This window comes from Alteribacter natronophilus (assembly GCF_006007885.1).
GTDB classification, from domain to species: domain Bacteria; phylum Bacillota; class Bacilli; order Bacillales; family Salisediminibacteriaceae; genus Alteribacter; species Alteribacter natronophilus.
The window spans coordinates 23,534-41,721 of the sequence record NZ_VCRO01000006.1 but is presented as its reverse complement, the minus strand read 5'-3'; the positions used below and the strand labels follow the sequence as shown (position 1 = coordinate 41,721).

General features: G+C 49.3%; 20 protein-coding genes and 1 riboswitch. Of the genes, 12 read left to right on the top strand and 8 right to left on the bottom strand.

The window, feature by feature from the left end; all coding sequences use genetic code 11:
• Window positions 1-40 precede the first annotated feature (40 nt).
• From FGB90_RS16610 to FGB90_RS16555, 12 genes are all read left to right on the top strand, one after another.
• Window positions 41-745: an aspartate/glutamate racemase family protein gene (locus FGB90_RS16610; RefSeq protein ID WP_138811993.1), complete on the top strand. Its 705-nt coding sequence runs from the start codon at window positions 41-43 to the stop codon at window positions 743-745.
• 112 nt (window positions 746-857) lie between these two features.
• Window positions 858-1,646, top strand: a complete 789-nt coding sequence (locus FGB90_RS16605) for a GNAT family N-acetyltransferase (protein WP_138811992.1) — start codon at window positions 858-860, stop codon at window positions 1,644-1,646.
• A 24-nt stretch (window positions 1,647-1,670) separates the two neighbouring features.
• Window positions 1,671-2,357 (top strand): carboxylesterase family protein, encoded by a 687-nt coding sequence (locus FGB90_RS16600; protein WP_138811991.1) that lies wholly within the window; start codon window positions 1,671-1,673, stop codon window positions 2,355-2,357.
• A gap of 6 nt (window positions 2,358-2,363) precedes the next feature.
• Entirely contained in the window at window positions 2,364-3,026 is a 663-nt protein-coding gene (locus tag FGB90_RS16595; protein WP_138811990.1) for a Type 1 glutamine amidotransferase-like domain-containing protein, read from the top strand.
• Window positions 3,027-3,149: 123 nt separating this feature from the next.
• On the top strand, window positions 3,150-3,944 hold the full coding sequence (locus FGB90_RS16590; protein ID WP_138811989.1) for a hypothetical protein: 795 nt from the start codon (window positions 3,150-3,152) through the stop codon (window positions 3,942-3,944).
• 100 nt (window positions 3,945-4,044) lie between these two features.
• On the top strand, window positions 4,045-4,608 hold the full coding sequence (locus FGB90_RS16585; RefSeq protein ID WP_138811988.1) for a GNAT family N-acetyltransferase: 564 nt from the start codon (window positions 4,045-4,047) through the stop codon (window positions 4,606-4,608).
• Window positions 4,609-4,660: 52 nt separating this feature from the next.
• Window positions 4,661-5,005: a hypothetical protein gene (locus FGB90_RS16580; protein WP_138811987.1), complete on the top strand. Its 345-nt coding sequence runs from the start codon at window positions 4,661-4,663 to the stop codon at window positions 5,003-5,005.
• A 250-nt stretch (window positions 5,006-5,255) separates the two neighbouring features.
• Window positions 5,256-5,360, top strand: a riboswitch (TPP riboswitch).
• A 156-nt stretch (window positions 5,361-5,516) separates the two neighbouring features.
• Window positions 5,517-6,119, top strand: coding sequence for a YkoF family thiamine/hydroxymethylpyrimidine-binding protein (locus tag FGB90_RS16575; RefSeq protein WP_138811986.1), 603 nt, complete (start codon window positions 5,517-5,519; stop codon window positions 6,117-6,119).
• A 44-nt stretch (window positions 6,120-6,163) separates the two neighbouring features.
• Window positions 6,164-6,769: an ECF transporter S component gene (locus tag FGB90_RS16570; protein ID WP_138812162.1), complete on the top strand. Its 606-nt coding sequence runs from the start codon at window positions 6,164-6,166 to the stop codon at window positions 6,767-6,769.
• A complete protein-coding gene (locus tag FGB90_RS16565) occupies window positions 6,750-8,426 on the top strand; it encodes an ABC transporter ATP-binding protein (protein ID WP_138811985.1) in 1,677 nt (558 codons plus the stop codon). The genes FGB90_RS16570 and FGB90_RS16565 overlap by 20 nt, the downstream gene beginning before the upstream one ends.
• Complete coding sequence (locus tag FGB90_RS16560; protein ID WP_138811984.1) at window positions 8,410-9,189, top strand: energy-coupling factor transporter transmembrane component T family protein; 780 nt, start codon at window positions 8,410-8,412, stop codon at window positions 9,187-9,189. The genes FGB90_RS16565 and FGB90_RS16560 overlap by 17 nt, the downstream gene beginning before the upstream one ends.
• A gap of 115 nt (window positions 9,190-9,304) precedes the next feature.
• Window positions 9,305-10,144 carry a nucleotidyltransferase domain-containing protein gene (locus FGB90_RS16555; RefSeq protein WP_246056242.1) on the top strand — a complete coding sequence of 280 codons (840 nt, stop codon included), beginning with the start codon at window positions 9,305-9,307 and terminating at the stop codon, window positions 10,142-10,144.
• A gap of 300 nt (window positions 10,145-10,444) precedes the next feature.
• Here the strand turns inward: FGB90_RS16555 and splB are convergent, their stop codons facing one another.
• The 8 genes from splB to FGB90_RS16515 form a co-directional block, all read right to left on the bottom strand.
• Window positions 10,445-11,473 carry a spore photoproduct lyase gene (splB, locus tag FGB90_RS16550; protein ID WP_138811982.1) on the bottom strand — a complete coding sequence of 343 codons (1,029 nt, stop codon included), beginning with the start codon at window positions 11,471-11,473 and terminating at the stop codon, window positions 10,445-10,447.
• Between the two features lie 16 nt (window positions 11,474-11,489).
• Window positions 11,490-11,741, bottom strand: a complete 252-nt coding sequence (locus FGB90_RS16545; protein ID WP_138811981.1) for a transcriptional regulator SplA domain-containing protein — start codon at window positions 11,739-11,741, stop codon at window positions 11,490-11,492.
• Window positions 11,742-11,865: 124 nt separating this feature from the next.
• Window positions 11,866-12,252, bottom strand: a complete 387-nt coding sequence (locus tag FGB90_RS16540) for a phasin family protein (RefSeq protein WP_138811980.1) — start codon at window positions 12,250-12,252, stop codon at window positions 11,866-11,868.
• Window positions 12,253-12,264: 12 nt separating this feature from the next.
• On the bottom strand, window positions 12,265-13,926 hold the full coding sequence (locus FGB90_RS16535; protein WP_171051888.1) for an ABC1 kinase family protein: 1,662 nt from the start codon (window positions 13,924-13,926) through the stop codon (window positions 12,265-12,267).
• A 160-nt stretch (window positions 13,927-14,086) separates the two neighbouring features.
• Window positions 14,087-15,508: a PTS system trehalose-specific EIIBC component gene (gene treP, locus FGB90_RS16530; RefSeq protein WP_138811978.1), complete on the bottom strand. Its 1,422-nt coding sequence runs from the start codon at window positions 15,506-15,508 to the stop codon at window positions 14,087-14,089.
• A 368-nt stretch (window positions 15,509-15,876) separates the two neighbouring features.
• Window positions 15,877-16,902 (bottom strand): ABC transporter permease, encoded by a 1,026-nt coding sequence (locus FGB90_RS16525; RefSeq protein WP_138811977.1) that lies wholly within the window; start codon window positions 16,900-16,902, stop codon window positions 15,877-15,879.
• On the bottom strand, window positions 16,892-17,767 hold the full coding sequence (locus FGB90_RS16520) for an ABC transporter ATP-binding protein (RefSeq protein WP_138811976.1): 876 nt from the start codon (window positions 17,765-17,767) through the stop codon (window positions 16,892-16,894). The genes FGB90_RS16525 and FGB90_RS16520 overlap by 11 nt, the downstream gene beginning before the upstream one ends.
• A complete protein-coding gene (locus FGB90_RS16515) occupies window positions 17,764-18,153 on the bottom strand; it encodes a GntR family transcriptional regulator (protein ID WP_138811975.1) in 390 nt (129 codons plus the stop codon). The genes FGB90_RS16520 and FGB90_RS16515 overlap by 4 nt, the downstream gene beginning before the upstream one ends.
• Between the last annotated feature and the right edge of the window lie 35 nt (window positions 18,154-18,188).

Here is an 18,188-nt window from a genome sequence, read left to right as displayed (position 1 = left end):
TTGTTCTATGCAGCGTCAGATACTGGAGGAGGAACAAGGAATGAAAACGATTGGAATGATCGGCGGTATGAGCTGGGAGTCTACACAGATTTACTACCGGATGCTGAATGAGCTGACGAGGCGTCACCTCGGCGGGCTTCACTCGGCCTCCTGTATCATCCACAGTGTGGATTTTGCACCGGTGGAAAAAATGCAGAGCGATGGGAATTGGGGAGAGGCTGGAAAGCTTCTTGCCTCCATTGCCGTAAATCTGGAGCAGGCAGGTGCGGATGCTATTGTGATCACTTCGAATACGATGCACAAACTGGCCCCTGAGATTGGCAAAGCCTGCTCTCTTCCTTTGCTGCACATCGGAGATGCAGTCGCAGAAAATGTAAAGAAGCGGGAAATTGGCCGCGTTGCCCTGCTTGGTACCCGCTATACGATGGAAGAACCTTTCATGAAGGAGCGTCTGGAGGAACACGGTCTTGAAGTCTTTACTCCCGATTCCAATGACCGGGATCTCATTAATCACATCATTTTTCAGGAGCTCTGTGTGGGAAAAGTAAGGGATATTTCCAGGAAGCGTATGCTACAGGTCATTGAAAAGCTTTACGATGAAGGCATTCACGGCATTGTTCTCGGGTGCACGGAACTTCATATGCTTGTAAAACAGGAGGAACTTAATCTTCCGCTGTTTGATTCCACCCAGCTGCACGTGGAAAGCATTGCTGAATATATGCTTGAAGGTGTTTTGGCAGGCTGATCTTTCTGCTGGTATACAGACTGGTAAAATGAGAGAATACAGGGGTACCGCGCTTCCTGAGCAGGAGCCGAGGTACCCTCTTTCAGTCTGTTAATAAAGGTGGGATTCTGTAATGAGTAACCGATGCAGGCTGCTTCGGCCTGATGATCTTGAATATCTTAAAGTGAAAACCGACTGTGAAAAGGAACAGCTGTTTTATACATATCTCACGGCAAGAAGAAGCCGCTGTTCCTTTGCAGGCCTGGAGAATGGGAACCGGGAGATCCGGCATGCAGCGGGATATCTCAGCGGCATGCCGTTTCAGGCGTTTGCCTTTCTGATTGGAGAAGAAATGGAAAGCGCGCAGACCGGGGATCTTGTAAGGATGCTGGCTGAACAGAACAGTCTTTCCGGTACAGGTACGACTATGGTGCAGCCGCACGAGCTTCCGGTAGTTATGAACGAGCTGGACATTGTATCTCCGCCCAGGAGACAGTTTCATATGAAACTGGCAGACAGGGAACGTCTTATGCGGAATCCGGAAGCAATCCGGCTTTCGGAAGGACACCGTTTTTATACTGAACAATTTGCCAGTGAACTGGATATGATCGCATTTACGAAAGAACAGAGCGATTCGAGTCCGCTGTACGGGATTTTCAGAAACGATGAACTTGCGGCGCTCGGCGGGTTCCATGTATATGACACACAGATCATGGAAATTGGCAATATCGGCACCCTTCCTGAATACAGAGGGCAGGGGCTTGCAAAGGACGTGACAAGTGCCCTGGTACATGAGGCGCTGAAGCATTCCGGGGAAGTGTATCTCTATGTGTTTGCTGATAACACAGAAGCCGTATCCCTCTATGAAAGCCTCGGTTTTGAAATTGCGGGGGAACGCTTTTTTACTGAATTCCGAATATAAGCTACAGCCTGGGAGTGATATTGCATGCAGAAACATGTACATGTTGAGAAGACGTTTAAAAAAGAAATGACCTTCCGTTATGTGGTCGATTTTCCTGAACAATACGGAGAAACAGAAGAGAATTATCCACTTATTCTTTTTCTTCACGGGATGGGCCAGAGAGGGGAAAGCTTTGAAGATATGAAAGTATACGGCATGCCGAAATTGGCAGCGGAAAGAAACATTCCGGCCGTAATTGTATCTCCAGTTTGTCCGGAAACAACAACGTGGATCGAGGAGCTCGATGCTCTTCACTCACTTGTGATTCACGCAGCGAGGGAATATCGTGTAGACCCGGAGCGGATTTATCTTACAGGACTCAGCATGGGCGGATTCGGCGCTTGGCACCTGGCAGAAAAGTATCCTTACCTGTTCGCGGCTCTGGCTCCGATCTGTGGTGGGGCTCTTCATGAGTTCGGTTTTCTCGACCGGATCCACCGGATTGCCCATATGCCTGTTTGGACATTCCACGGGGCAAAGGACGATGTTGTTCCAATTGAACGGACGCAGGTGCTTGTTGACCGTCTCAGAAAGGATGGGGGAAACGTGGAATTTACCGTCTATCCTGAAGCCGGTCACGATTCCTGGACTGAAACGTATGATGATCCGCGGTTTTTGGACTGGCTGCTCCGCCAGCGGAATCCGGAAGTGGACTTTTACCGGAAGGGATGATGAACGGTGACTAAGCACCTGTTTTTATACGGAGGTAATCCATCGATTGAAAAGCCCGGCCGCCTCTTTGCTAAACTGGCAGGCAAAGAGGAGGGACGGGTTGCCCTTCTGATTGAACGCAGGGACGGCTGGGAGTCCTATCTCCCACGGTATACAGTACCATGGGAAAAAGAAGGGCTCACTTCTGTTGATGTTGTTATGGATGAAAAGGACGGAACTCTTGATGTGGAAGCGGCAGTGAAAACGATCAGGGAAGCGACAGGCATTTTCATCGGCGGAGGGAACACAGAGCACTATCACGCTCTCTATACCAGACCGGAGATTAAAGAGGCGATCCTCGCAAAAGTAAAGTCGGGGGCACCGTTTGGAGGCAATTCCGCAGGGGCCCTTATTGCACCGGAGACATGTCTGATTTCCCCTTCCGACAGTGACGACCGGGAGCCCAAAAAACTTGAGGGGCTAGGGCTCCTTACGAGTCTTGCGGTTTCTGTGCACTACACTGAATGGAACGAAGAAAAAGCGTTCCGCAAGGCAATGAAACATGCGGGGTTAAAAGACGGAATCGGCATTGATGAAAATGCCTGTGTTCATTTAAAGAACGGCCGCATAGAGGAAAAGTTCGGGGAGCATGTCCATACGGTTTCAAGAAGCGACCTTCTGAAATTTTAATAGGGATGATTCTGCATCTGTCTGATAAAATAGACTATATTCGGAAAATTCGCACCTTATGTTTTCTCTGTCATGTCCTGGGAAGAAGAACTGTAAATCTGCTTTTTCAAGGGGGAAGCCGACATGAAAAAACTGATCCTGTTTATACCGGTGGCCTTTTTTGCAGCAGGCCTCGCAGGGTGTAACGGAGAGGAAGGAACAGCCGGTGAGGAGGAGCAGCCGGACGCCGGGCAGAGTGAGGAAGCAAGTGATCATAACGGTGACAAGGAAGAAAACGGTGCAGACAGTAGTGAGCTTGAAAGCGAACTGGAAGAGCGGGAGGAAACGATCCGGGAACAGGAAGATCGGATCGCCGAACTGGAAGCGGAGATTGACAGACTGAGTGAGGAAGAAGGAGAAAGCGAATCGGATGGAGGCAGCGGTGATCCTGCCGGGAACGGTGAAACCGGTGAAAACGGGAGCGATGGGGAAACGTCACGGCCACGTATGACACCGGAAGAGGACTTTTACACCCAGTTCTGGTTCGGTTCCGGTCAGACGCCTGAGGAAGAGGAAATGGGCTTTGAGCCTGGAGTGACGGACTGGCAGGACTACCGCGGTGACATCAGCAGCCGGTACACGGAAGGTGAAAGTGAATACGTAACTGCCGAGGTGCTTGCGATGGACTGGATCCGCGAGCGGGAGACAGAGACGATGATGGAAACAGAGGAAGAGCTGGCAATGCGCACGTATTATGAAGAGAACGGCGAATCGGCGAAGATCCTGTTTCTTCATTGGGGGCTAAAGGACGATGCCATAGCAGGCGAGGATTTCCTTCTCCACCTGTCCCGGGACGGTGACATCTGGACGCTGGATGAAGTGGAAGAGAGGTACTACTGCCGCCGGGGCATGGATGAAGACGCTTCGATCTGTCATTAAGTAAGGCCGGGCCAGCCGCCGGGTGGTGGCGGCTGTTTTTCCCGGATAAGAGCCGGCGCGCTGCACTGCCTGATTGAAAAAAACAGGGGGAGGCTTCACTGTGTTTTACAAGACAATTAACGAAGATACAAAACTGGAAATTCTGCAGGAAAAGCACGCGGAAGAACTGTTCCGGCTCACTGACAGGGGGCGGACGTACCTTGGGGAATGGATGCCCTGGGCACCGGCGATTAAAACGGTGGATGATACGAAAGGCTATATCCGGTCCACTCTGAAGGAGTTTGGAGAGGGGAAAAACCTTGCTGTGGCCATTTTACATAGAGGAGAGGTAGCCGGAACAGCTTCCTATCACGTGATCGACCGTGCGAATAAGAAGACCAGCATCGGCTACTGGCTTGGAGAAAATTATCAGGGCAGGGGGCTGATGACTGCCACGGTGCAGGTACTTGTGGACTATGCCTTTACAGAGCTTGACCTCAATCGGGTGGAAATCCGGGCAGGGGTGGAAAATACGAAGAGCCGGGCAATTCCGGAGCGCCTCGGTTTTGTACAGGAAGGGATTCACCGTCAGGCTGAAATCGTGGACGGAAGATTTGTCGATCACGCATCATACAGCATGCTTCGGGATGAATGGAAAAAGAACGGCAGCCGCAGCTCCTCCTGAACCTGTGGTAGAATAGCAGACAGACATCAAACGCAGGAAGGACGTTTTCACCATGAAAGACCGTAAAGAACGTATGAGGGCTCTGGTGGAGGAGGGGCGCTGGGCTTTTATCTGGAAAGAAGGTATTCTCGGGTTCGGGATCAAGCTGTGGCTGATTTACCTGGTCGTAAGTCTGGTAATCTTTTATGGTTTTGATTTCACCATGTTTCTCGTACCGGAAGAGTGGTTCAGACTGCTTGTCTGGCTGGGAATTTTTCTGGTTATGGGCCTTTACTGGGGATTCATCTGGTACGCGGTGCACAATACGGATAAAAAGCGCGAAGCTGCCGAGCGTGAGCAAAAGGAAGCGGATAGGAAGGCTTCCGGGAGCGGGAAAAAGAAGAGGCGGCGGGGGTAAGGGCTAAACCAGGAAATACAGGCCGGAGCTTTCGGAGCTGGCTTGCAATTTCGCTGCGTTGGTTCGGGAGTTCGCTATGTTGAGTTGGGATTTCGCTATGTTGAAGCGGAATTTCGCTATGTTGAGCAGTAATTCCGCTATATTGGCGCCGGGTTTCGCTGCGTTCAGGCGTTTTACCGCTGACGTAATAATCCCCCCTGTTTACAAATTCACCGGTTTACGTTTACAATAATGTCACAACATCAAATCGTGTTCGCACTAGGGGTGCTATAAGCTGAGATTCAGGTGAAATTCCTGTTAACCCTTCGGACCCGAACTGGATAATACCAGCGTGGGGAAGTGCAGGTGACGTCATACTGCGTCCGGGTATTTACCCGTGCGCGGACAGAAATGGACTGATACTGCATCTTTTCCGACCGGGAAAGGTGCTTTTTTATTTGCTGTAACAACCGCAGCCGATGCGGACCGGATGTTGAGAAAAAGAGACAAATCAGAGGAGGAATCATTCAAAATGCAGGGACTTAGCTGTGGAACAAGCCGAATCGTCGGGTGCCGTTTTTCCGTGTATCCGATGGCAGACAACTTTGTGGAAATTATTAAAGGTGCACTGGAAGAAGTAAGTACAGAGAAGGTGTGGATGAAGACGGATGATGTAAGTACGTGTATCCGCGGGAGAAGTGAGCACGTGTTCGACGTAGCAAAAGCAATCTTCACCCACGCTGCAAAAACAGGTGTTCATGTCGTTTTCAATGGCACTTTTTCAATCGGATGCCCGGGGGATTCGGACGGTGACACGTACATGTCGGAAGACGACGTCCGCCTAAACGAGGAAGCCGTCCGGAACGAGCGTGTGGAAGTGGCGACCCAGTTCAGCCTCTACCCGCTCAATAACCCGGATTACATGCAGATCATTGCCGACCAGGTAGCTGTAGCCGATAAACACGGTACGTTCACTAAAGGTGTGCACTATGCGAGCCGGCTTGACGGCGATGTGAACGATGTATTCCGTACACTTGAAGAAGCATTCTACAATGCGGCCCAGACCCATGAGCGCAGTCATGTCACAATGACCGCCGCGGTTTCTGCCAACAGCCCGTCCACTAAGGACAAGTAAGGAGGCGGCACAAAGTGAGTAACAGACTGACAGAATTTAAGGAAATGCTGAACTCCTGGAAACTGAAGGAAATCGTTCTCATGTCCCTTCTGGGAGTAGTGTTTGCAGTCATCTACCTGATGTTTTATTTCTTCGGGATGGGACTGACAAATGTCCTGACACCGTTCGGACTCGCACCGTTCGGCTACGAGATTATCTTCGGGATCTGGTTTATCGTTTCCATCGTTGCCGCCTATATTATCCGTAAACCGGGAGCGGCCCTCGTGTCGGAGACTATCGCGGCAACAGTACAGGTGCTGCTTGGAAGTCCGGCCGGCCCGCGTCTCATTATTTCCGGGATTATTCAGGGGCTCGGTGCGGAAGTGGCCTTTGCTGCTACCCGCTGGAAAAACTACACTTTGAGTGTTCTCGTCCTTGCTGGTGTATCTGCGGCGGTGTTCAGTTTTGTATGGGGATGGTTTATCTCCGGCTTTGCAGCACTCTCACCAGGCCTTGTTGTGGCTATGTTCATCGTACGATGCCTGAGCGGGGCACTGCTTGCAGGACTGCTCGGAAAATATGTAAGTGACCAGCTTGCCAATACGGGCGTTCTTCGCGGCTACGCTCTCGGAAAGGAGCGCCAGAATAAACGTGAAAAGAAATCAGCGTAAAGATGATATACAGCCCCTTGTGGACGTTTCATCCTTTTCGTTCGGTTTTGAAGAAAAAGAGGCTCCTGTTCTGAATGACCTGTCTTTTAATATTCAGCGCGGTGAAACAGTTCTGCTGATGGGGCCGAGCGGATCCGGTAAAAGCACACTGGCACTCTGCCTCAACCGCCTTTATCCTGCGGCGGTTGAAGGGTGGACCAAGGGAACGATCCGCTTTAAGGGCAGCGATACAGCGTCATACAGAGACGGGGAACTCAATCAGCAGATCGGCGTTGTCTTTCAGGATCCGGAAAGTCAGTTCTGCATGATTACGGTGGAAAACGAGCTGGCTTTTACCCTCGAAAACCTTCATACCCCCCGGGGAGAAATGGATGGCAGGATGGAGGAAGTGCTTGAAGCAACGGGCATGACGGAGTACCGCTACCGAAATATTCATGAGCTTTCCGGCGGGGAAAAGCAGAAAATTGCCCTTGCCTCTGTTCTCCTTCTTAACCCGGATCTTCTGATTCTTGATGAGCCGACGGCAAATCTCGATCCGGCCTCAAGGAAAATGTTTATCGATTTGATCAGCCGTCTGAAAGAAGACTGGAACATGAGTGTACTGGTAATTGAACATCAGCTTGATGACTGGGTTGAGCAGACGGACAGGGTCCTCGCTGTAAATAGCGAAGGCCGGCTGTTTCTGGAAGGTGCGCCTGACAGTGTTTTTTACGATCGTTTCCAGGAACTTAAGGCGGAAGGTATCCACCTTCCCAAGGTTGTAAAGACCGCCGTGGAAAATGGGATCCCCGGCCGCCCGCTCAGCGAGGCTGACCTGGTCAGCGGGCGGGTGCCTGACCCTGCAGCATCAGAGCATAAATCTCCGGCGATGCCAGGGAGTTCGGGAACGATTCTGTCACTAAATCAGGTTGCTTTTTCAAGAAAAAAGAAGTCTGTATTAAAGGACGTATCACTGGAAATTAGACAGGGAGAGTTCCTGGCGATTGCCGGGGAAAACGGGGCCGGGAAATCCACACTCCTGCAGCTTATGGCGGGACTTTTAAAGCCATCTTCGGGCAGCCGGACGTTTCTGGACAAAGCGTTCGAAAAGTGGGACGAAAAAGATCTTCGCAGGCAGCTCGGATTCGTCTTTCAGAACCCGGAGCATCAGTTTATTACCGATACGGTTTATGATGAGATTACGTTTGGGATGAAGCTGAACGGCGCAGGAGAACCGGTCATGGAGCAGCGGGCAAAAGAGCTGATGACGAAATTCCATCTCTCCGGTAAAAAGTACAGCAACCCGTTTTCACTGAGCGGAGGACAGAAGCGCCGCCTCAGCGTGGCCTCGATGCTTGACGATACACCGGAACTGCTTTTGTTTGATGAACCTACATTCGGTCAGGATGCCAGGACAACCGATGAACTGATGAAAATTATCAGCAGTCTCCAGCAGTCCGGCACGGCCGTTGTTTTTGTCACTCATGACATGGACCTGGTTGACCGGTACTGCGAAAGAGTCTGTGTGATCAGCAGCGGTACGATTGCTTTCAGCGGTTCCCCGGATAAGCTCTGGAACAGGCCCGATCTGGTGGCAGGAGCAAGACTCCGCCTGCCGTTCAGGGCACGTATACAGCAGGCGGTGAAAGGGGAGAAGCCTCATGCTGTCGTCCGTTAATCCTTCAGTCAAAGCAATGACGATTCTGATTCCAGGGGTGCTGCTGGCATTTATGTTTGATATTTTCACCCCGCTTGCCTATCTCATTTTTACAGTGGCGATGACGTTTATTCTGAGTGATATACCGGTAAAACGGTACCTGGCGATTTTTTCCCCTTTTATCATTGTTGCGCTGGGGTTTTCGTGGATGACGATGCTTTACACGAGTGACCGCTTTGCAGGTGGTGAGATCGTTTTTTCATTTCTGTGGTTTGATATTACAGAGGGGGCGATTATCACGGCTGTTAGCCTTGGGATCCGGTCACTGTGCATCGTGGCGCTGTCGCTGATGTTCGTGCTTACGACTGATTCCACCAAATTTATGCTAAGTCTGATGCAGCAGGCGAAACTGCCGCCAAAGCTGACGTTCGGTATTCTGGCCGGCTATCGGTTTCTGCCTACGTTCAGGCATGAATTCGAAGTTCTCCGGCAGGCGCACCGGATCCGTGGCGTAGGCAGGGCAAAAGGGATCAGGGGGCGGATCCGACAGTTCCGCCGTTATTCCATTCCTCTCATGGCAAACGCCATTCGGAAAGCAGAACGGGTAGCGATCGCCATGGAATCGAAAGGATTTACCGGTTCCACCGGGCGCACCCATTATCACGAGATGAAAGTCGGCCGAAAAGACTGGATGTTTTTTTCAGCATTCGTTACTGCGTTTTTTGCAGTGGTGTTCGCTTCGTACCTTTTCGGCTATCTGAATATATTCGGTTATCAGTTTTAAAGTGGAAAGTCTCCTGTCCGTGTTCCTGCGGGGGAGGCTTTTCTTTTGGGCACTGGGGAAAATTATGGTATTATCCTTTAAAAATAATGCTCAAAGAGGAGGGGGGGTGGTTTTGATGAACATGACAGACCGCGACAGGAGCATCCCTGAAGAGCGTGACAAGGTGCGTCGTGCCCTCGAGGAAGATCTGAAAACGACAGATGCCGTCATCGGCCTGTTTTATGGAGGATCAGTTGCTACAGGAACAGCAGATCTTTACTCTGACCTTGATTTGAGGATTGTAGTAAAGGAAGAGAAGTTTAAGCGGTTTGTTAATGAAAAGAAAAAGCTGCCTTTAAGGTGGGGGCGGGTCCTGTTCTTTGAGGATACAGGTTCCGCGATGCCGTACACTATAGCCCACTATGAAGGGTTCTTTAAGGTCGATATCTTTTATTACCGTCCAGGTGACCTTGCCCCCGGTATCTGGATGCGGGATATCAGTATTTTACATGATCCGGAAGGTCTCATTGCAGCCGTACAGCAGCAGTCCCTTCAGGTCAGATGGGAGATCTCAGAGGAATATGCTGAAAAATGGCGCGGAAAGACGCTTGCCTATGTACATGAATCATACAGACGAGCCATGCGGGGAGAGTGGTATTATGCCGTGCAGTGTGTAGATGCGGTACGCTGGTCCATTGCGGCTGGATGGCAGATGGAAATGGGACTTACACCGAATAATCCGATGGACTGGGCCAGGCTCGAAGGTGAAAAAAGTCCGCTGACAGAAAACCAGAGAAAGATGCTGTCACACTGGTGGATGAAAAAAAGGACAATTGAAGAAGTGGACAGGGTGCTTCGTGACATGCTTGAGGTTTATCTCCCCCTGGAAAATACGGTTGCTGGAAGAAGCGGGCTCCAGGTAAACGAGAATGAGACGAGGAGGGTGTGGGAGATGTCGCTGCAAAGTGCAGACTGACGGAGTGAAGTGGGAGATCTATCTGAATGAGTAAAGGGTGTTTTCGTGTTTAGCGGAGTTGATTTGGTGTTTAGCGGAGTTGATTTGGTGTTTAGCGGAGTTGATTTGGTGTTTAGCGGAGTTGATTTGGTGTTTAGCGGAGTTGATTTGGTGTTTAGCGGAGTTGATTTGGTGTTTAGCGGAGTTGATTTGGTGTTTAGCGGAGTTAATTAGTGTTTACCGGCCTTAATCCCCCTCGGTCGACTTACCCCCGGGGAAAAGGAACCGCCATTCTGTCAGTAAAGCAGAATGGCGGTTTTTTCAGGTGAAGTATTCCAGTTTTGCATCCGGGAAGTACTTTTCAATGTAACCATGGAGCGTTTCCTTCAGGTCTTCCTGTTCATCTTTCTGGTAAACGTATTTACCAATCCCGTACTTGCCCCATTTGTATTTCCTTTTTTCCTCGTCGAGCTCAAGCTTGGTCATAGGGTAGTTTTTCTGGATAACACGTTTGGCGGGCTTGGTGAACCTGTGCTGAATCAGCTCAAAGGTAAGGTCATCCCTCGCCTTGCTCGTAAGTTTTTTATCGAGCTTTTTAAACATCTCCTCATAGCCTTCTTTCCACCCCTCATGGAGGTAGAGGGGAGCGACAATAAATCCAAGGGGAAAATCTGCATCAGCCACCTTGGCAGCCGCACCAATCCGGTAATCGAGAGGGGAGGTGCCGTGCTCAAAGTTTCTGATCACGTAATCGGCATTAACGCTGAAGCGGAACCTTGTTTTCCCTTTGTGGTCTGCGTCCAGAAGGTGATCCACATGGTGATACTTCGTTACGAAGCGCAGTTTACCGCTATCCGAATTGCCGAAGTATTCAATGGCTTTTTTAAGGGAGTGGGTGAGATGGTCGATTCCAACGATATCCGAAGTACAGGAGGCTTCGAACCTGGTGTCCTGGGGATCTCTTTCGTCCATGTATTTCTGCGCCTGGTCGAAAATCTCTTCGAGGTTTACGTAGGTGCGGATGTATGGTTTACTGCCCATTGTTGTCTGGAGATAACAGTACTGGCAGTGTCCCATGCATCCGGTAGCAAGCGGGATCGCATACTCTGCTGATGGTTTCGACGTATCAAATTTCAGCGTTTTCCGTACACCGATGACGAGAGTGGATTTGGCGTTCCGGTACTTCTGGAGGTGGTTTTCTCCCGGGATGTTGCGCACCTGATTGTGTGAAGTGGTTTTCCGGATCTCCACACCGAGGTCCTCGAATTTCTTTTTCAGCTGGGCACCGAGCGGGTATTCCAGTGCGCCTGGTTCAATATAAACGAGCTGCGGCATAAAGGGTTTGATCATGAGCTACAGTCCTCCTCTAGTATAGGTCTTCGTCCTGGGGAAGGTCGAAGTACTGGTTGTATTCGTGCTCGGCTTCCTGGTAGCTCCGGTACATGGCATATTCGTCCGTAAGCGGGTAATATTCCTCAAACAGGAACAGACTCATCTGCCCCGGATGGAAGGGGTCATCCACAATTGTGGCCTCCTGGATCTGGGCCACGTTCTGGGTGTGGGGGTTTCTGTAGATTACATACACCTGATCACCGGATGAAAGCTCGGAAATATTCATAAACGTACCTCCTGTAAAGTTCAGTACTGTTAGGTTTAGTCCGACTGGGGAGTTTATTCGGGTCATAAGGTGTAAGATTCTGGGTATGAAAAAACGCCCCCGGGAAGGGAGCGTTAAAAGTGTATTACTCGTTTTTATCCGGATCTCTGTACGGAACAGGGTCGTCTTCCGGGGCCGGATCCCGTTCAGGCTCGCCGGCATCGGCTTCAGGCTGCAGTGCGGAGAGACGGGATTCAAGTTCGTTAATCCGCGCTTCAAGGGCCGCAACCTCGGTTTTTGTGGCAATATCCATGTCTGCAAAAAACTGCTGGGCTTTTTCCCTGGAGCGGCGGTTCCACTGCTCGTTCGTTTCGTTTCCTTTTTTCTCAAACGCTTCAAACATTTCGTTTGCTTCGTCCGGGGTGACCTTGCCTTTAACGATCAGTTCGTTAAAATACTTCTCGGCTTTTTCCTTGCTTGTAACAGCGGCACCAAGTCCGATTAGAAATCCTTTTTTCAGTAAATCACTCATGTTATCCACTCCTTAATCATTAGGTTCATCTGAATCTGCCTGCCGGAAACCTGTAACCCATCGCTTGTGAAGGGTAAGAAAAATACAGGCGGCAGTAAGGCTGGCAACGGACAGTGCGGCACTCGTCATCATCAGAAGTTCTGCTTCCTGCAGAAGCCCGATGAAGAGAAACGTAAGACTCAGGAGAAAGGTCAGGGATGCAAGGGTGACAAAGACCAGATAACGGTGATGGTCATATCGCCGCCATTCCCTCCGCCGGGCAGCCCGCCTTGCGTACTTGGGCCCCTGCAGCCACTCATTTAAGTTACGTGGTACCGAAATGAGAGGTTTCGCCGAATCCCGTAAAACCTGAAATTTCAGGCTGCCTTCCTCTTCCTCGGTTTCATCGAGCCAGTCTTTGACAATCGGCTTTCCAAGAGCAATAAAGTCGATGTCAGGGTCAATAAGGGTGAGGAGACCGAGAGCAATGGATGCTGCCCTGCCAAGAAATGCAAACTCCGCCGGCAGCTGAATCGGCTGCTCCTGTACGAGTTCCTGAAGATCCTCAAAAATTTCCCCCACAAGCTCCTGATCGAGCTGTTTAACTCCTTTATCCAGATACGTTTCCACAGACTGTCTGAGGATCATCTGCAGTTTGTACTTGTTCGCGTGGGGAAGAAGAAATCCCATCTCTTCCAGCTGTTTAACGACCAGGGAGTAATCTTCGAGAACAAAACCCTGTGCAATCTTTCTGAGCTTGAGAGCATCTTCTCTTCTCAGGGAACCTACCATACCGAAATCCAGGACCACAATTGTGCCATCTGCTTTTACCAGAATGTTTCCCGGATGCGGGTCGGCATGAAACATTCCGTCATCCAGAAGCTGCTCGATGAAAAGCCTGAACACTCTGGAGGCCAGCTCTTTTCTGTCAATGTTGTGTTTTCTGAGAAAAGAGGTGTTGTTGACACGTTCGGCGTCAATCCATTCCATCACAAGCACACGCCGCGTGGAAAAGTCCTCATAATACTGGGGGACCTTCAGATTATCATGCCCATGGAACCGTTTCTGAAAGTATTCCCCGTTTTTCAGTTCCTTTGAGAAGTTGAGTTCGTCGCTCATCGTTTTCACGAGCTCTTTATGAAGAGAGCCGAGATCTGCCTGTCTGCCGAACCTTGTGAAACGGCCGGCAATCCAGAGAATGATCCGGAGAGCTTTAAAATCCGTCTTAATAATTTTTTCCACATTGTGACGCTGGATTTTAATGGCCACTTCGTCCCCGTTATGTAGCCGCCCTTTGTATACCTCTCCAATTGAAGCGGAAGCAACAGGCTGATCGCCCATTTCATCAAGCCAGTCCCAGATGCTCCTGCCCCACTCATTTTCGAGAAGCTGCCTTGAAATCCGTGCCGGTACCGGCGGCACCCGATCAATCAGGTCTTCCAGTTCCTTTAGAAACACTTCCGGAAAAAGATCGGCGCGTGTACTCAGGAACTGCCCACCCTTAATCATAAGACCTTCAAGTCTGATCGCTTTTTCACGGTATTCTGCAGCCTGCTTCCTGAGGAGGTCCTCCCACTTTTCATGTGCAGCGGAGTCCCACGTTTTATGGCGTTTATTGAAGATATAGAGCTGAAACAGGAATTTGATAAACATAAAGACAATGACTGTAATCCGGTAGATGGAATTGTTTTTCATCCGCGTCCTCCCTTCCTCTCTGCACATCTAGATTACCTATTCCCCTGTATAAAAGGAATTATGTCACGGATTTTGACTGTGGGGGAAAGTCAAGGGTTTTCTTTAACCGGGAAAACACGAAAAAGCCGGCTGTCCGTAAAAGACAGCCGGCTGAAAACCATTATTTTTTAAACTCTTTGGAAGCAAACTGTGCATAAAGATATGTCAGGACAAACGGAACAACGATTGAGATCCCCATTCCAATGAGAAAGGACATCCAGAACTCAGGGATGATGGAGAAAATCCCCGGAAGACCGCCGACACCGATGGAGTTTGCAAGAACGCCGTTAATGGTAATGAACATACCTGCCGTTGAAGCCCCGATAATGGCACAGATGAACGGGAACTTATAGCGGAGGTTAACCCCAAACAATGCCGGCTCTGTAACACCGAGATAGGCTGAGACAGTGGAGGTACCTGCGAGTCCCTTCATGTTTTCATTACGTGTCGCAAAGAAAATGGCAAGAGCGGCAGATCCTTGTGCGATGTTGGAAAGTGCCAGGATCGGCCATAGGAACGTTCCGTCTCCGGTTCCGACCAGCTGCAGGTCCACTGCAAGGAATGCGTGGTGCATACCTGTAATTACGAGCGGGGCGTAAACCGCACCGTACACGAGACCTCCGATTGCAGGCAGGGTGGAGAAGAGCCATACGAATCCGCCTGTAATCGCATTTGCAATGGCGAAAGTGACCGGTCCAATAACGATAAATGCGAGAAAACCTGTAACGAGAAGAGCAACCGGAGCCACAACGAGCATCTGGATGGAATCAGGAACTCTTTTTCTAAGGTATATATCAATTTTAGCAAGTACCCACGCGGAAACAAGAACAGGCAGCACCTGGCCCTGGTAGCCGATTGCTTCGATATTAAAACCGAACAGGTTCCAGACCGGAACCTCACCGGCTTCCTGAGCTTCAGCATAGGCCCAGGCATTTAGAAGATCAGGGTGAACAAGGAACAGTCCCAGAACAATACCGAGAAGTTCGCTTCCTCCAAACCGCTTTACAGCCGACCAGCCGATTAAAGCGGGTAAAAACACGAAGGCGGCACTGGCAATAATATTAATCATTTCCGCCAGGCCGGCCCACTGAGGATACTCCGCTACAATGGAGGATCCCTCAAAGAAAATATCTTCGCCTGTAAGAAGGTTGTTAATACCGAGAAGAAGACCGGCGGTTACAATGGCAGGCAGGATCGGGATAAAAATGTCTGCGAGCATTTTCACGCCGCGCTGCAGCCAGTTCTGTTTTTCAGCAGACGTTTCCTTAACGTCATCCTTGGTGGATTCCCCTATATCGGTCATCGCCACCATTTCCCTGTACACTTTATCAACCGTACCCTGACCGATGATGATCTGGAACTGGCCATTCGTTGAAAAAGAACCTTTGACGATGTCGATGCTTTCAAGTTTTTCCGAATCCACTTTGGATTCGTCTTTCAGCGCCATGCGCAGGCGCGTCACGCAGTGAGTGGCTTTCTCAACGTTCTCTTCACCACCGATGGCTTCCAATATCTCTTTAACCTGCTTTTCATACTGAGCCATTTGCTGAACCTCCTGTCAATTATGTTTTCCGGATAAAAACCGAACCGGGGAAAGGTAATCGTTTTCATAAACAGGGAAAAAAGCTTGTCCTGTCGTAGAATCCCCTTGTTTAAGGCGATTATGAGCATCTGACGACTCGCTCCTTTATACCTCTGATCGGAACAGATTAAACCTGAAAACCTGAATTAATGTATATACAAGTTAATTGAATCGGTTATTATTTTATCCTGTATATACACGTTTTGCAAGCGTTTTAATCCTAAAAAAAGAATGGTTTTTTCTGCCATGGTGAATCGATTCCATGACAGATCCATCACGCTTCTCAGAAACTGAAAAAAAGCCCTCCCAGCGGGGGAGAGCTTTCTTTTTTATCTGTTCCTGACGGTCAGGTTCATGCTGAGGAGACGTTTGGCAATGAGATAACTGAACAGGCCGAACGTGAGGTAACCAATCCAGTACATTCCCAATCTGAAGCTTCCTGACCAGGAAAACAGTCCACTTGTAATAAACCCTCCGAGCAGGGCAAAACAGATCACAATTCCAACCAGGAAAACCGGATGAAGCTCTTTAATAAGAAGAAATTCTCCGTTATGTTCAACCCGTGACCGGTTGTAAAGAGCGGTTCCTGCATAGATCAGCACCATAATTCCAATGATCATAAGGATAAGAGGATAACCCTGTTCAGCTGTATCAGTGTGAACAAAAGGATAGCTGAAAACAGTGAGACGCGCCACAAGTTCATCCTCAATCCCCTGGTAAGTATAGATAGCCCGGCCGCCATGAGCGTAAAAGAAGCCGGTAATCAGCATAAAAAATCCGGTAGGGAAAATGCCGAAAATGAATGAAAGAACCACCTGTGAAATCATCTCTCCGGCTACAGTTCCAATAAAAAGGGCAAATGAAAACACGAGAATAAATGATAACAAAGGCGACAGATACAGTTCAATCATGCCGTACTCGTTTAAAAGATAGCCGAAGTCGGAAAAACTGAAAACCACATAACCGAGCGTAAAATGAAAGAGATGAAAGGATGCGATCACAAGCGTTCCGAATAACCATTTTGCCAGAAACAGGTCGCGTCTTTTGAAAGGAAGTGAGAAAGTGAAGTCATTCCGCCTTGTGTTTCTTTCGACGCCGATCAGAAGGGAGGCAAGTATTATGGTGGATACAATCATCATTAAGGAGAGTGCTCCTCCATTGAAAATGTTCGCTGCATGAAGACCGGAGGGAGTATAGTCGTAGCTGTGGAGAACACTCAGCCGTATCTGCTCTTCCATATTGGCAACGGTTGTCATGGCGTTAAAGGGAAAGTGGAACAGCATGATTACAAAAATGACCCACACCATGAGTTTGGACTGTTTATAATTCTGCATCCACAGTGCTTTATGAAACAAATTCATCACCCCCCAGCTTAGTGACAAAGATATCTTCAAGGTTCATGGCCAATTCCTCATAAAGAAGCGGCTCTGCGCCCCGGATCCTCTTATCCGCTTCTTCATTCCCGCGGTCGACGATCAACGTATAGACGCGGCCAGTCTGGCTGTGGATACTCACGTGCGGCTTAATATCCTCGGGAAGATAGCCTTTAAAAACCACCTGTACTTTTTTGTACTGGGATTTAAGGGTATCCAGGTCGTAATAGCTGTCCTGCAGGCCTTCCTTAATAATAAGAACATCATTGGCCATATACTCCAGTTCATCGAGACGGTGGGAAGAAATGAGTACAGATACATTATTGCCGGCCACTTCCTCCACGAGCGTACGGAGAATACGGCGTTTCACGATGACGTCAAGACCGTCAGTCGGTTCGTCGAGAATAATGTATTCGGCACGGGTGGCAAAAGCAGTAACGAGGCTGAACAGAGCCTTCATGCCTTTTGAGTAGTTTTTAATTTTCTTTGCCTCTGAAAGATTAAAGCGCTCCATCAGTTCATGAAAGTAGACTTCATCAAACCTCGGGTAAACCGATTTGTAAAGTCGCACGAGCTCCCGGGTTGAGTAGTTTTTCATTGCCTCGGATGAATCAGGGACAAAGATGACGTCCTGCTTGACTTCCGGTGACTTAAAAATGCTTTTTCCTTTAATCTGAACGTCTCCTGCTGTTGGATCCATAATGCCTGTAAGGATGCGGAGAAGTGTTGTTTTCCCGGCACCGTTACGGCCGATAATTCCCACTATACTCCCTGGTTTCACCTCGAATGAAATGTTATCCAGAACGGTTTTTCCGTTAATTGATTTTGTTATCTGTTCAACAATCATTCCCTGTCCCCCCTCAGTTCCCTGTCGAATTCCTCAACCCATTCCATAATGGTTTTTTTGTCAATCCCGGCATAGTGGCTGTCAATGACTGTCTGCTTCAGTGTCTGCCGGATTGCCTCTGTTTTTTTCGGATCCTTTGCCTGGATCACATCTTCGTTAATAAACGTTCCTCTGCCGCGAATCGTCACGATCACTTCCTGCCGTTCCAGTTCCTGATAGGCTTTGCTGACGGTATTGGGGTTAATGACAATCCGGGAGCTCAGTTCCCGTACTGAAGGAAGCTTCTCGCCAGGCTGCAGAATTCCTTTGGCGACCATCTCCTTAACCTGCTGAATAATCTGCTCGTACAGCGGAACATTCTTTTTTGGATCGATATGAAAGTACATCGCATCTCCACCTTGTTAGTCAGGCTGATTTGTCT